We start from the raw sequence: 14,425 nt of genomic DNA, 5'->3' as shown, positions 1-14,425 counted from the left end.
TGTCGGATTGAAACAGGGAAGAACCCCGTTTTCACCGGGCGGGCTGCATCGCGGGAACCTCACGCGAAGTAGAGCCGATCGACGGTGTCCGTGAACTCAGGAACACGGTTCCCCCTCCCTGTCAGGCGCTCGATCCGGACGCGGCATCGATGCCGATTGTTCGCTCCCCTGACATCGTGACCGAGGCGGCGTTCGGGGGTACGACGGCGGCCGCATCCTGGACCTCCAACACCTCCAGCGGCTTACAAAGATACAACATCGGCGAAGTTCTTTTGTGCGGTAGTCCTAGTGGGCATCGATTGTTCGGGGAAGCTTGTTACAAGATCGCTTGTGTGCGCCACCCGACCGCCGTTTTTACATCGAACGAATGATAGTGATTCGGACCGTCGATGCGCCGAATACCGACCCGAACAAACTTGACGATTGTTTCATTCACGAAGCCGTCGACGTCGGACGTCGACGAGCGTCGCGATCAACCCCACTGCCGCGGCCAGAATCAGCGCCAGCTCCGCGCCGAAACCGATGCGTGTTGCGGGTGTGAGCGAGCTCCGCAGTTCGACCGTCGATACCAGTACATCCGGCTCGAACAGCGGGGTTTGTTGCAGGACGTTCCCCTCGGGTCCGACTACGGCACTGACGCCGCTCGTCGCCGCAACCACGACGGTGCGTCCGTGTTCGACGGCTCGCACCCGCGACATCGCCAGCTGTTGATACGTCATTTCGGTATCGCCGAACGTGGCGTTGTTGGTAGGGATCGCGATGAATTGCGCACCCGAACGAACGGACTCGTCGAGGGCTCGATCGAATGCGACTTCGTAGCACGTGGCTATTCCGGCCGCTATTCCTGCAGCGTGTACGACACCGTTTCCATTTCCAGGAACGAAATAACCCGCTCGATCGGCGTATTCCGAAAACAGCCGAAAAAAACTTCGGTACGGCAAGTATTCACCGAAGGGCTGAATGATCTTCTTGTCGTGCCGCTCCCCTGGTCCGTCGGCACCGTTCCATGCGATGACGGAATTGGTGTTCGTGTTGTTCGCGTTGACCAGGACGGTGCCCACGAGAATCGGGGCACCGACGGCAACCGACGCCTGCGTGATGAGCGTCGCAGCGTCGGAGTTGCGCAGCGGGTCGATATCCGACGCGTTCTCCGGCCACACGACGAGATCCGGCGCGGGTTGTTTGCCCGCGTCGACATCGGCGGCCAACACCATCGTTTCGCGCACATGGTTGTCCAGCACCGCGCGTCGCTGCGCGTTGAAGTCCAGCCCCAGGCGAGGAACACTGCCCTGAATGGCAGCGATCGTCGCCGTACGATCGCCGTCCCCGGTGTCGTTCGTGTGCAGAGTCGGGATCAGCGACACCGCAGAGATCGATGCGATCGCCGTGGTCACGACCGGTCCGACGAGCGATCGGGCGGTGACGCGACGCGTGAGTGTCAGCACCAGCGCGGCCAGTCCGGTACCGGTGAGCGCGACCCCGAAACTGAGCAGCGGTGCGCCTCCGATGCTCGCCAACGGAAGCAACCAGCCCTCGGGTTGTCCGAACGCCAGCCGGCCCCACGGAAATCCTCCGAAAGGAACGCTCGCCCGAAGCCACTCGGCGGCGCTCCACATCAGTGCCATCGACAGCGGCCACCACGCGCTCCGCGCAACCAGCACGGCCGTCATACCGAACAGACCGAGGAATACCGATTCGGCTGCGGCCAGCGCGAGCCACGGCACCGGGCCGACGTAGACGCCGATCCACGGGAGCAGAGGAACGAAGAAGGCGAGGCCGGCCACGTAGCCGTATCCGAATCCGCCTTTCAGCGACACCGATCGCCGACCGCCGAACCCCGTCAGAACCAGTGCCAGTACTGCGATGCCGATGGGTGCCAGAAACCAGAGCGTTCGCGGCGGAAAACTGGCGAAGACGAGCGCGCCGGCAACGGCAGCCAGGACGGTCGACAGCGCAGGCCCGTACAGCCGGGTCAGTCGCGCGGTCGAGGAGTTCTCACTGCTCATGAACGACCCGTCCACGGTGCACCGTCATCGAGCAGCGGGGACCGACGGACGACGCCTCGAGGCTGGGCAGCGGTGCCACGCCCGCACGGGGGTCGGTCGACCACCGTTGAACGCTGTCCTTCGGTGCTCGCACGACGAGCTCGTCCACGTCCCACACCGCAAAGGACGCGGGGGCGCCCGGCACCAGTGTTCCGGCCAGACCGTCGCGCACTCCCCCCGCCCGCCATGCACCGCGCGTCGCAGCCGAGAACGCAGCACGGGGCGACACCGAGCTCCCCGGAGTGCGGTGGTTCGCCGCAGCGCGGACCGTCGCCCACGGATCGAGGGACGTCACCGGCGCATCGGAGCCGAACGCCAGCGAGACTCCCGCAGACGCCAGGCGTGCGAACGGATGGACTTCGGCAGCACGCTCGGCACCCAGACGCGCGGCGTAGAGGCCGTCGGCTCCGCCCCACGCCGCGTCGAACGCCGGCTGCATGCTGGCGATGACGCCCCACGACGCCAACAGGTCGGCTTGCTGCGCGGACACCATCGCCACGTGCTCGAGCCGGTGTCCGCAGGACGCGACGGCGGGTGTGCCCAGATCGGCGACCACCCGGCCGAATGCAGTGACGGCGGCCGACACAGCGGCGTCGCCGATGACGTGGAAGCCGGCCTGAATTCCGGCCGTCGTGCAGGCGGCGATGTGTGCAGCTATGGCGTCGACATCTGCGTACGACACACCGGTTCCGGGACCATCGGCGTACGGCGAGCTCAACCATGCGGTGTGCGACCCGAGAGATCCGTCGACGAAGATATCGCCTGCCAATCCGTGGGCACCGGTCTCTTCGAGCAATTCGCGGGCGCGTTCGGCGGTATCTGCCAGCTCGCCCCAGTAGCCGCGTACTTCGACGCCGTGCTCGGTGTTCATGAGTTCTCGGAAATCGACGATGCCCGACACCACCGGTCCTGCACATTCGTGGACCGCGACGATTCCGTGCGCCGCTGCTGCATCGAGCGCAGCAGCCCTGGCCCGGCGTCGGGTGTCGGCGGTGAGCAGCGAGCGAGCGGTCTGCCGAGCACGATGGTGGGCGTCTGCGGTCAATGGAGACTGTTCGGAGTAGTCGGAGGTGGCGTCGGCAGCGGACGCGGCGAACCGCAACCGGGTGGATACGGCGGCAGAATGCGAGTCGACTCGGGTGAGATACACCGCTCGTCCGGGAGCAGCCGCATCGAGTTCGGCGGTGGTGGGAGGACGTTGTTCGGACCAGGTGGACTCGTCCCAACCGTGACCCCAGATCAGGTCGTCTTCCGAGGATGCCGCATGTTCTCGCACCATGCGTACGCAGTCCTCGACCGACGTGGACCGGCTCAGGTCCAGGCCGATCAACGACAGTCCGAGGTCGGTCACGTGAACGTGCGTGTCCACGAAGGCCGGAGCGACGAACGAACCGGCCAGATCGGTGACGGGAACGCCGGGATGCAAGGCTCGTCCGGTGCGATCCTCACCGATCCAGCTGATGATTCCGTCGGTCACGGCCATGGCGGTGGCATCGGGAGCCGAAGGACTGTAGATCCGTCCGCCGCAGAACAATTCGGTGGTCACGAGCGACCAGTCTGCCCCTACCGGTGGGGCTTGGGGAAATCCCCGGCAGCGGGATCGACGCGGCCCGGGTCGATCACCTCACCCTCGAGAACGAGCGACGGCCCGGTGGTTCGTGGTCCGCGATTCTCGTCGGCCGTACGGTCGTCGAGTACCTCACCGTCGATGACCGTGGGGCGCATGCGCCGAGTGGACGCCGCGACTCGGGGCAGCCACCGCGCGGCCGCCCACAGCACGGCAGGCCGGAGCAGCCAGCGAGTCGGTGGGATCAACAGCAACAGGCCTACCACCGTGGTCACCAGGCCGGGCACGAACATGGCCACCGACCCTGCAGCGAAGAGTGCGCCGTCGGCCACGGCTCCCTCGGCCGAGCGTTCACCCTGCGATGCGCGTCGCAGGCCGTCCAGTACCCGCCGGCCTTGCGAACGGACCAGCAACGAACCGACCAACGATCCGGCGATGAGCAGCACCACGGTCCACAGCACACCGAGTGCACTGCCCACAGCGACCAGGGCTGCAACCTCGACCACTACGTAGAGCACGAACAGAGCGAGCATGACGGTCCTTTCTTCGCTTGGTCCGTACAACGTCCGGCACAGTCGTTTTTCTCCCGATGCGTCCTGTTTGCCTGGAGATTCTCAGGATCCGGGTCTGACGAGGCCGGATTCGTAGGCGAGTACGACGGCTTGCACTCGGTCACGTACTCCCAGTTTGGTCAGTATTCGGCCGATGTGGGTCTTGATGGTCGCCTCGGACAGGTGCAACACCGTCGCGATCTCGGCATTGGACAGCCCGGTTGCCAGGTGCGCCATGACCTCTCGCTCACGCCCGGTCAGGCCGTCCAGTACCGATGGGTCGACGGCCGGCTCGGTGCGCTCGACGAACCGCGACAACAGCCTCTTCGTGACTTTCGGTGATACGACGGCGTCACCCGCAGCCACGCTCCGAATCGCGGATACCAGATCCTCGGGCGGTGTGTCCTTGAGCAGAAATCCACTGGCTCCTGCCCTGAGCGCACCGAGTACGTGCTCGTCGAGATCGAACGTCGTCATGACCAGAACCCTGGTGTCCGATCCCGATTCGGTGATCGCTCGAGTGGCGGAGACCCCGTCGATCCCGGGCATGCGGACGTCCATCAAGACCACGGCGGGCGCCAACCGTGCCACGGCTTCGATGGCACCGGAGCCGTCGGACGCTTCACCGATCACCTCGATGTCGTCCTGGGCTTCGAGCACCATGTTCAGGCCCATTCGCATCAGTTCCTGGTCGTCCACGACGACAACGGTGATCGGCACCGACACAACCTAACGCCTACTCGATCGGCAGTCTCGCCCGCACGAGCCAGGAGCCCTGGGGTGTTCGACCGACCTGCAACGTGCCCTGCAACACGGCGACTCGCTCCCGCATCCCCACCAGTCCGTGTCCTCCGCCACCGGTCGGTGGTGCCGCACTGCCGGTGCCGTTGTCGGAGATCTCGACGGTGACGGTGTCTGCTTCGCGTGCGACCCGCACGACGGCTCGCGGGGCGTGGCCGGCGTGCCGAAGAACGTTCGTCAGCGATTCCTGGACGAGTCGGTGTACGCCGAGACTGATCGCCGGGCTGATGTCGTCGAGATTGCCCGTCTGTTCCAACTCGACGTTCAGGCCGGCTCGACTCATCATTTCCACGACGCGGGCAAGACCGGCCGTGCCGTACTCGGGCATGTCGTCCGCGTCCGGGGTCGTCCGCAGCAGCGCGACCGTCCTACGCAGTTCGGCCAGCGCCTGTCGGCCCGTCGCCGAGATGTTGGCCACCGCCTGCTCGGCACGTTCGGGGTTGCGCCGGATGGCATACGACGCCCCGTCGGCCTGGACCACCATCACGCTCACCCCGTGGGCGACGACATCGTGCAGCTCGCGCGCGATACGTGTTCTTTCCATGAGCACGGCCTCCTCGGCGCGGCGATCCCGGTCGTACTCGGCCACGATCAGTCGGGCTTCCATCGCCTCGTCGTATGCGCGTCGGGCACCGAGGAATTCGGCAGCGACCCACGACAGTGCGTACAGCAGAGCGCTGAACAGCAGCGTCGTGAACAACGGCTGGTGGAAGAGCAACAACGACGACACCGAGTAGGCGGCCACACCGGCGGCGTAGACGGCCCCCTGTGCGCGGCCGACGTAGGCCACCAGGGTGTAGAGCATGATCGGCAACGCCAGTGCGGCCGGATGGCCGTTGGAGGTATCCCCGACCATGGCTCCCCACACGTCGGCGACGAACGTCGACACGAGCGCCACGGCCGCCACGGACCTGGGGAACCGACGCCGCCACGCGACGGGAACGGTCAGGACCACCGAGAAGGCCAGAAACAACGGCCCGTTCAGGCCGTCGGCCGAACTCACGAAAACGAGAATCTCGATGACGAAAAGCCCACCGGCGAGCAGTGCGTCGGCCACGAACGGTTGGCCACGGAGCCACAGGCTGAATCGACGCATGTGATTGAGTTTGCCGTATGACTGTCGCGGACTGGGGATTGTTGATGGCCGCCGCGACGGCAGCAGGATGGGTCGACGCCGTGGTCGGCGGCGGCGGTCTCATTCTGTTGCCGGCGATCTTGCTCGTGGCACCGCAACTGACACAGCAGGCAGCCCTCGCGACCAACAAGGCGACCGCAGTCTTCGGAACAGTCGCCGCCGTCGTCACGTTCGCCCGCAAGGTCTCGCTCGACTGGAAGGTGCTCGTTCCTGCCGGCGCGATCGCGGCGACGACCTCGGCGGCGGGCGCTGCCGCGGTGTCGTTGATCGACCGCGACCTCTTCGTGCCGATCATCATGGTCGTGCTGGTCGGCGTTGCGGTACTGGTAACCTGCCGACCGACCATCGGTCGTACCGCGGCACCGTCGCCCCCGACCCATCGCAAAGTTCTGATCGTGATCGGCCTCGCCGCAGCCGGCATCGGGTTCTACGACGGCATTCTCGGACCCGGCACCGGCACCTTCCTCATCATCGTCTTCGCGACGATGCTGGGCACCGAATTCGTCCGCAGCGCCGCGATGGCAAAGGTGATCAACGTCGGCTCCAATGTCGGTGCGCTGACCTACTTCGCATTCACCGGCAGTGTGTACTGGCAACTCGGTGCTGCGATGGCCGCCTGCAATGTCGTCGGTGCGGTACTCGGTTCGAGGACGGCGGTCGCCAGGGGCGCAGGCTTCGTCAGGATCGTGTTGCTCGTCGTCGTGATCGGCATGGTCCTACGCCTCGGCTGGCAACAATTCGGCTAGCGTCACAGTCGTGACGACACCATCGGACCGGTCGGTCGACGCCGATTTCCTCGCCCTCCCCCTGCGAGAACTGGCCGACGCGGCCCTGAGCGCGGCGCGCACGGCCGGAGCCTCGCATGCGGACTTCCGGGTGCAGCGGCTGACGACCCAGTCGATTTCACTGCGCGACGGCTCGGTGCAATCCGCCGTCGACGCGGGGGAAATCGGGTTGGCGGTGCGGGTGGTCGTCGACGGCACCTGGGGTTTCGCCTCTCACGCCGAGCTGAGTACCGACGCGGCTGCCACCACGGCGCGGCGTGCGGCCGAGGTGGCGACGGCGTTACGCGTGCTCAACCGCGAACGGGTCGAACTCGCGCCCGAACCGGTGTACTCGGACGCGGTCTGGGTCTCGCAGTACGAGATCGACCCGTTCGACGTTCCCACCACCGACAAAGTGGCGCTGCTGGCCGAGTACTCGGCCAGGTTGTCCGCCTCCGACGGCGTCGACCACGTCACGGCGTCGGTGCTGCAGGTCAAGGAACAGTCGTTCTATGCCAATTCGGCGGGCAGCTCGATCACTCAGCAACGGGTACGACTACACCCTCAGTTCGAGGCCACTGCCGTGGACCGAGCGGCCGGTGCGTTCGATTCGATGCGGACATTGGCACCGCCCGTCGGACGCGGCTGGGAATACCTCGGTGAACACAGCACGTGGGACTGGGCGGACGAACTCGCGCGCATCCCGGAGTGGCTGGCCGAGAAGGTCAAGGCCCCGTCGGTGGTGGCAGGTCCGACGGATCTCGTCATCGATCCCACCAACCTGTGGCTCACCATCCACGAATCCATCGGACACGCAACGGAATACGACCGAGCGATCGGGTACGAGGCCGCCTACGCCGGGACGTCCTTCGCCACACCCGATCAGCTCGGAACCTTGCGTTACGGCTCACCCATCATGCACGTCACCGCAGACCGGACCGAAGTGAACGGTCTCGCCAGTATCGGCTACGACGACGACGGCGTGGCCGCGCAGAAGTGGGATCTGGTTCGCGACGGAACACTCGTCGGCTACCAACTCGATCGGGTCTTCGCCCCGAGGCTCGGACTGGAACGGTCCAACGGATGCTCCTACGCCGACTCCGCACATCACGTTCCGATCCAACGCATGGCGAACGTGTCGTTGCAGCCCGATCCCGACACCGATCGGTCGACCGAGGAGGTCATCGCCGCGGTCGAGGACGGTATCTACGTGGTCGGCGACAAATCGTGGTCGATCGATATGCAGCGGTACAACTTCCAGTTCACCGGACAACGCTTCTACCGGATTCGAAACGGTGTGCTCGACGGCCAGGTGCGCGACGTCGCCTATCAGGCAACGACGACGGATTTCTGGGGTTCGATGGAACTGCTCGGAGGTCGCTCCACCTGGAAACTCGGTGGGGCGTTCAACTGCGGCAAGGCCCAACCCGGTCAGGTCGCCGCGGTCAGTCACGGTTGCCCGGTCGCACTGTTCCGCGGGGTCAACGTCCTCAACACCCGATCGGAGGCAGGTCGATGATCGAGCCGCAGCAGGTGATCGAACGTGCGTTGGCGTGTGCGAGCGTCGACGACACCGTCGTCCTCGTCACCGACTCCAGCGACGCGACGCTTCGGTGGGCGGGCAATTCGATGACCACGAACGGCGTCTCCACTTCGAGGCAGTGGGTGGTGGTGTCCATCGTCCGGAACGGGGACGTGGCGCGGGTGGGCTCGGTGTCGTCCACCAGTGTCGATCCGAACGAGATCGCGGACGTCGTGCGTGCCAGTGAAGCAGCGGCCCGCGCCGCCGAGCCTGCGGACGACGCGATGCCGCTGCTGACCCCCGATTCCGAGCCGGACGGCTGGGATCGACACGCGCAGGCCACGTCCATCGACGTGTTCGGTTCGCTGGCAACGGAACTGAACGTCGGATTCGACGGCCGAGACACGTTGTACGGATTCGCCGAGCATCGCGTCGACAACGTGTGGCTCGGAACCTCGACCGGTGTGCGACGCACGTTCACACAGCCGACCGGGTCGATCGAGATCAACGGAAAGCGGTCCGGTGCGAGTGCCTGGGTGGGGAAAGGTACAGCCGATTTCCGCGACGTGTCGGCGGCATCGATGCTCGACGAATTGTCCACCAGGCTGGGCTGGGCGCAGAACACCGTGGAGCGTCCCGCCGGTCGGTACGACACGGTGTTGCCGCCCTCCGCCGTGGCCGATCTGATGATCTACCTGATGTGGACCATGGAGGGGCGCGGGGCCCAGGAGGGTCGCACCGCACTCTCGCGGGCCGGTGGCACCCGAGTCGGCGAGAAGCTCACCGAGCTGCCGCTGACGCTGCACTCCGACCCTCGCGAGCCCGGTCTCGGGTACGCGCCGTTCGTTGCGGCGGGCTCCTCCAGTGATGCGGTGTCGGTGTTCGACAACGGTCTCGGCATCGACCGGGTCGATTGGATCCGGGACGGCGCGATCGCAGCACTGGCCTATACCCGCGCCGGAGCCCGGAAGTTCGAGGTACCCGTTGCCGTCCCCGGGGAGAATCTGATCCTCACCGGCGGCAGCGACACCGGGATCGACGCGATGGTCGCGTCGACCGAGCGCGGGCTGTTACTGACGACACTGTGGTACATCCGAGAGGTCGATCCGACCTCGTTGCTGCTCACGGGTCTCACCCGCGACGGTGTCTACGCCATCGAGGACGGCCGCATCATCGGAGCCGTCAACAACTTCCGGTTCAACGAGAGTCCTCTGGGTCTGTTGCGACGTGTCACCGAGGCCGGACGGACCGAGGCGACACTGCCGCGCGAGTGGAAGGACTGGTTCACTCGCACGGCAATGCCGCCGCTGCGCATTCCGGACTTTCACATGTCCTCGGTCAGCGCCGCGCAATAGGGTCTGCGGGGTCGTTCCCGCAGGCCCTGCGTCCGACCGTTACTTGTCGGGTCCGGACAGCTCGAGAGCGATGTTGTCGGGGTCGCGGAACTCCACGATGGACAGTCCGGGCCCTGCGTCCTTGATGCCCTCGTGCGCGATGCCGAGCTCATCGAGCGTCTTGACTGCATCCTCGAGCGCGGCACGGGTATCGACGGTGAAGCTGAGGTGGTCCAGCCCACAACGATCTTCGGCGAAGGTGTCGTCGCTCGGCGCGACCGGGCGCAGACCGAGCAAACCCCCGCCGAACTTGTAGATCACGCCGCCGAAGAGGAACCACAGGGCTTGTTTGGTCTCCTCGTCCGCGTCGGGATCCCAGGCGTAGGCCACCTCGAAGCCGAACACCGAGTCGTAGAACGATCGGGATCGGTCGATGTCACTGACGGTGAGTCGGACATGGTTGTAATCGGTCACTGCAATAGGCACGTGGTGCTCCGTTCCGGCAGCAGGGGAAGCCGCCTCATGAAGCATTCGGAACTGCGCATACCAACGATGGTGTCGTCGTGCAGACCGGTTACGCGGGAGTGATCGCGAGCCCGACCGAGCCGCTCTTGCCCCTTCGAAGAACGCTGCCCTTCACGGTGAGCCAGCCCAGGATGCCGTACTTCGACACTATCGCCGCGCGCGCTTTCTCGGTGCCGGCTGCATCGAGGATCTCGGCTGTCGCGTCGACTGCGTCGCCCTGGGGTTTGCCGCGCATGTCGCACGGTGCGAGCAGAACCTTCGAGTTACGGCGAATGCGCTTGACCTTCCACGAATCCGACACCGTCCACACGAGCAGACGATCACCGTCGAGCGCACCCCAGAGCGGGGTCGGTACGGCGGTGCCGTCCTTCTTGAACGTCGTCAGCAGTACGTACTTGCCCTTGGCAATGTCCTCGAAGGTGGCAGTCATACCAAGAAGGGTACGTCGCTACTCCCCCTCGAGCTCACCTTCGGTTTCCAGGTACACCTGGCGCAAGCCGTCGAGAACCTGCTTGTCCGGCTCGGCCCACATCTTGCGCTCCGCGGCCTCGAGCAGTCGTTCGGCAATACCGTGCAGTGCCCAGGGATTGGACTGTTGCATGAACTTCTGGTTCTGCTCGTCGAGCACATAGGTCTCGGCCAACTTCTCGTACATCCAGTCCTGCACCACATCGGTGGTGGCGTCGTAACCGAACAGGTAGTCCACGGTCGCCGCCATCTCGAACGCACCCTTGTAGCCGTGCCTGCGCATGGCTTCGAGCCACCGGGGGTTGACGACCCGAGCGCGGAAGACGCGGGCGGTTTCTTCCGAGAGTGTGCGCGTGCGAACCGATTCCGGCCGCGTGCTGTCACCGATGTATGCCTCGGGCGACTTTCCGGTCAGCGCGCGCACGGTCGCGACCATGCCGCCGTGGTACTGGAAGTAGTCGTCGGAATCGGCGATGTCGTGCTCACGTGTATCGGTGTTCTTGGCGGCCACGGCAATACGCTTGTACGCAGTGCGCATGTCGTCCGACGCGGGTACTCCGTCGAGTCCGCGGCCGTAGGCGAAGCCGCCCCAGGTGGTGTACACCTGAGCGAGGTCGTCGTCGCTGCGCCACGTCTTGCTGTCGATCAGCTGAAGCAACCCGGCACCGTACGTTCCTGGCTTCGACCCGAAAATGCGTGTCGTAGAACGTCGTTCGTCACCGTGTTCGGCCAGATCGGCCTGCGCGTGTGCACGGACGTAGTTCTGCTCGGGCTCCTCGTCCAACGCAGCCACCATCCGAACCGCGTCGTCGAGAAGGGCGAGCACGTGCGGAAACGCGTCACGGAAGAATCCACTGATCCGAACCGTCACATCGATGCGAGGGCGGCCGAGCTCGTCGAGGTCGATCACCTCGAGGCGCGTCACCCGGCGCGAGGCCTCGTCCCACACCGGGGAGACTCCGAGCAGAGCGAACACCTCGGCGATGTCGTCGCCCGAGGTGCGCATGGCCGAGGTGCCCCACACCGAGAGACCGACGGATTTCGGCCACTCGCCGTGATCCTGGCGGTAGCGTGCGAGCAAGGATTCTGCCATCGCCTGACCGGTCTCCCACGCCAGTTTCGACGGCACGGCCTTCGGGTCGACCGAGTAGAAATTGCGGCCGGTAGGAAGCACGTTGATCAGGCCGCGCAGCGGTGATCCGCTCGGACCCGCCGCGATGAACCCGCCGCCGAGAGCGTGCAACACCTGCTCGATCTCGCGGGAAGTTCCGCGTAGACGCGGTACCACCTCGGCGGCGGCGAACCTCAGAATCTCTGCGACCACGTCACCGTGTTCGCCCGCAACCCGCTCGGCCTCGGCCGGATTCCACTGCGTCGCTTGCATTGCCGCGACCAGTCCGTGCGCGACGGCCTCGATGCTGTCGACGCGCGTGCGTTCCTCGTCGCCGTCCTCGCTGAGCCCGAGAGCTTCGCGTAGACCGGGCACCGTCTGCTCGCCGCCCCACATCTGCCGAGCGCGCAGCATCGCCAGCACCAACTCGACCTCGGCATCGCCGACGGGCTCCTGGCCCAGGATGTGCAGCCCGTCGCGGATCTGCACGTCCTTGATCTCGCACAGCCATCCGTCGACGTGCAGCAGCATGTCGTCGAACACTTCCTCGTCGGGACGCTCGTCGAGTCCGAGGTCCTTGTGCATCTGTGCCGCGGTCATCAGTGTCCAGATCTGCTGGCGAATGGCCGGTAGCTTGGCCGGATCGAGAGCCGAGATGTTCGCGTGTTCGTCCAGCAGCTGTTCGAGCCGAGAGATGTCTCCGTAGCTCTCCGCTCGCGCCATCGGCGGGATGAGGTGATCGACGAGAGTGGCGTGGGCTCGCCGCTTGGCCTGTGTGCCCTCCCCCGGATCGTTGACCAGGAAGGGATAGATCAGCGGCAAGTCGCCCAGTGCAGCGTCGGTGCCGCAGGAGGCGGACATGCCGAGGGTCTTGCCGGGGAGCCATTCCAGGTTGCCGTGCTTACCGAGATGAACCATCGCGTCGGCCCCGAAGCCGCCGTCCTCGCGGGCTGCGGAGATCCACCGGTAGGCGGCCAAATAGTGATGGCTCGGCGGCAGATCCGGGTCGTGGTAGATCGCAACGGGCTTCTCACCGAATCCGCGCGGCGGCTGAACCATGATGACCACATTGCCGAATTGCATTGCTGCGATGACGATCTCACCGTCGGGATCAGCGGAACGATCGACGTAGAGATCACCCGGTGCCGGTCCCCAATGTTCGATCACGCCCTCGCGGAGGTCGTCGGGAAGCTGCTCGAACCAGGTGCGGTACCGGGCCGCCGAAATGCGAATGGGATTGCCCTCGAGCTGGGCGTCGGTGAGCCAGTTGGGGTCCTGACCGCCACGGGCGATCAAGGCGTGGATCAGTGCGTCGCCGTCTCGGGCCGCCAGACCGGGCACCGAATCCGGGCCCTCGAGCGGTCCGAGGTCGTAACCGGCCTCACGCATGTCCGACATCAACGCGATCGCGCTGGCGGGAGTGTCGAGGCCGACGGCATTGCCGATGCGGGCATGTTTGGTGGGATACGCCGAGAACATCAGGGCGATTCGGCGGTCGGCGGCCGGGATGTGTCGGAGCCGCGCATGGCGGACGGCGATGCCGGCGACGCGTGCTGCTCGCTCGTGGTCCGGAACGTACGTGGTCAGGCCGTCGTCGTCGATCTCCTTGAACGAGAACGGAACCGTGATGAGGCGGCCGTCGAATTCCGGGACAGCGACCTGCGTGGCCACGTCGAGGGGCGAGAGTCCGTCGTCGTTCTCGGACCACGTCGCGCGGGAACTCGTCAGGCACAGACCCTGCAGGATCGGAACGTCGAGGGCGGCGAGCTCGGCGACATCCCAGGCTTCGTCGTCGCCGCCTGCCGAAGCGCCGGCGGGTTTGGTGCCGCCCGCAGCCAGCACGGTCACGATCAAGGCATCCGCCGACTTCAGCGTCTCCAGCAGGTCGGCTTCCGCCGTACGCAGTGACGCACAGTAGATGGGCAGTGCGTTCGCCCCGGCGTTCTCGACTGCGGCGGCGAGGGCATCGATGTAGGTGGTATTTCCGGCGAGATGCTGAGCGCGGTAGTACAGAATCGCCACCGTCGGGCCGTCGGAGTGCTGGTCGGAGTTCCGCTCGAGGTGGCCCCACGTCGGCAGGTGTCGAGGGGCATCGAAACCGTGACCGGTGAGGAGCACCGTGTCGGACAGAAAGTTGTACAGCTGCCGCAAATTGCCCGAGCCGCCCTCGGCCAGATAGTTGTGCGCTTGGGCGGCGACGTTGGCGGGCACCGTGGAGATCTCCATCAGATCCGCATCCGGGGCCTGTTCGCCGCCCAGCACGACCACGGGCAAACCGGTGGCCAGGACGGCCTCGATTCCCGACTCCCACGAGCGACGCGATCCGAGAATGCGGACGATGATCAGCTCGGCCGATTCGGCCATCGACGGGATGTCTTCCGCCAGCAGGCGGGACGGGTTGCCCCACGTGAAATCGGCCCCACTGGCGCGGGCACTGAGCAGATCGGTGTCCGATGTGGACAGCAACAGAAACACGGGTAACGCCCTCCTCGGGGTTTCGCGCCCCTGGATCGGTGAATCGTCCTAGCTCGTCGGTGAGAGGGTCCGACTTCCGCCCCGTCCCGAAGGCACGATCCTCGAGAACAGGTCCCGAGAACCATTC

At 65.7% G+C, this 14,425-nt stretch carries 11 protein-coding genes; 3 read left to right on the top strand and 8 right to left on the bottom strand.

All coding sequences use genetic code 11. The features are described from left to right. Window positions 1-428: 428 nt before the first annotated feature. The 5 genes from lnt to CH285_RS14695 form a co-directional block, all read right to left on the bottom strand. The gene (lnt, locus tag CH285_RS14715) at window positions 429-2,006 is read right to left on the bottom strand and encodes an apolipoprotein N-acyltransferase (protein WP_032388456.1); all 1,578 of its coding nucleotides are present in this window, start codon (window positions 2,004-2,006) and stop codon (window positions 429-431) included. After that, complete coding sequence (locus CH285_RS14710) at window positions 1,996-3,591, bottom strand: amidohydrolase (RefSeq protein ID WP_094643204.1); 1,596 nt, start codon at window positions 3,589-3,591, stop codon at window positions 1,996-1,998. Before CH285_RS14710 ends, lnt begins: the two co-directional genes overlap by 11 nt. A gap of 17 nt (window positions 3,592-3,608) precedes the next feature. Continuing rightward, a complete protein-coding gene (locus tag CH285_RS14705; protein ID WP_032400742.1) occupies window positions 3,609-4,145 on the bottom strand; it encodes an FxsA family protein in 537 nt (178 codons plus the stop codon). 81 nt (window positions 4,146-4,226) lie between these two features. Next, a complete protein-coding gene (locus CH285_RS14700) occupies window positions 4,227-4,883 on the bottom strand; it encodes a response regulator (protein ID WP_027497113.1) in 657 nt (218 codons plus the stop codon). A gap of 16 nt (window positions 4,884-4,899) precedes the next feature. Further along, entirely contained in the window at window positions 4,900-6,060 is a 1,161-nt protein-coding gene (locus tag CH285_RS14695) for a sensor histidine kinase (RefSeq protein ID WP_032372415.1), read from the bottom strand. 17 nt (window positions 6,061-6,077) lie between these two features. On the opposite strand from CH285_RS14695, the gene CH285_RS14690 reads away from it, so the two are divergent. Genes CH285_RS14690 through CH285_RS14680 form a run of 3 tightly spaced genes read left to right on the top strand, consistent with a single transcriptional unit; the run spans window position 6,078 to window position 9,740 of the window. Continuing rightward, complete coding sequence (locus tag CH285_RS14690) at window positions 6,078-6,845, top strand: TSUP family transporter (protein WP_032370548.1); 768 nt, start codon at window positions 6,078-6,080, stop codon at window positions 6,843-6,845. 10 nt (window positions 6,846-6,855) lie between these two features. After that, window positions 6,856-8,382, top strand: coding sequence for a TldD/PmbA family protein (locus tag CH285_RS14685; RefSeq protein ID WP_094643203.1), 1,527 nt, complete (start codon window positions 6,856-6,858; stop codon window positions 8,380-8,382). Further along, window positions 8,379-9,740: a metallopeptidase TldD-related protein gene (locus tag CH285_RS14680; protein WP_094643202.1), complete on the top strand. Its 1,362-nt coding sequence runs from the start codon at window positions 8,379-8,381 to the stop codon at window positions 9,738-9,740. The genes CH285_RS14685 and CH285_RS14680 overlap by 4 nt, the downstream gene beginning before the upstream one ends. 39 nt (window positions 9,741-9,779) lie before the next feature. On the opposite strand, the gene CH285_RS14675 is transcribed toward CH285_RS14680, so the two are convergent. The 3 genes from CH285_RS14675 to cobN all read right to left on the bottom strand — a co-directional run bounded on the left by CH285_RS14675 (window position 9,780) and on the right by cobN (window position 14,298). Beyond that, window positions 9,780-10,205, bottom strand: coding sequence for a VOC family protein (locus CH285_RS14675; protein ID WP_032365857.1), 426 nt, complete (start codon window positions 10,203-10,205; stop codon window positions 9,780-9,782). A gap of 88 nt (window positions 10,206-10,293) precedes the next feature. Continuing rightward, window positions 10,294-10,674: a PPOX class F420-dependent oxidoreductase gene (locus tag CH285_RS14670; RefSeq protein WP_027497107.1), complete on the bottom strand. Its 381-nt coding sequence runs from the start codon at window positions 10,672-10,674 to the stop codon at window positions 10,294-10,296. An 18-nt stretch (window positions 10,675-10,692) separates the two neighbouring features. Beyond that, window positions 10,693-14,298, bottom strand: coding sequence for a cobaltochelatase subunit CobN (gene cobN, locus CH285_RS14665; RefSeq protein ID WP_032388381.1), 3,606 nt, complete (start codon window positions 14,296-14,298; stop codon window positions 10,693-10,695). Between the last annotated feature and the right edge of the window lie 127 nt (window positions 14,299-14,425).

Source organism: Rhodococcus sp. 05-2256-B1 (genome assembly GCF_002258465.1).
Classification (GTDB): Bacteria; Actinomycetota; Actinomycetes; order Mycobacteriales; family Mycobacteriaceae; genus Rhodococcoides; species Rhodococcoides fascians.
Note: the sequence above shows the minus strand (reverse complement) of the source record. Positions and strands in the feature narration are given on the sequence as shown.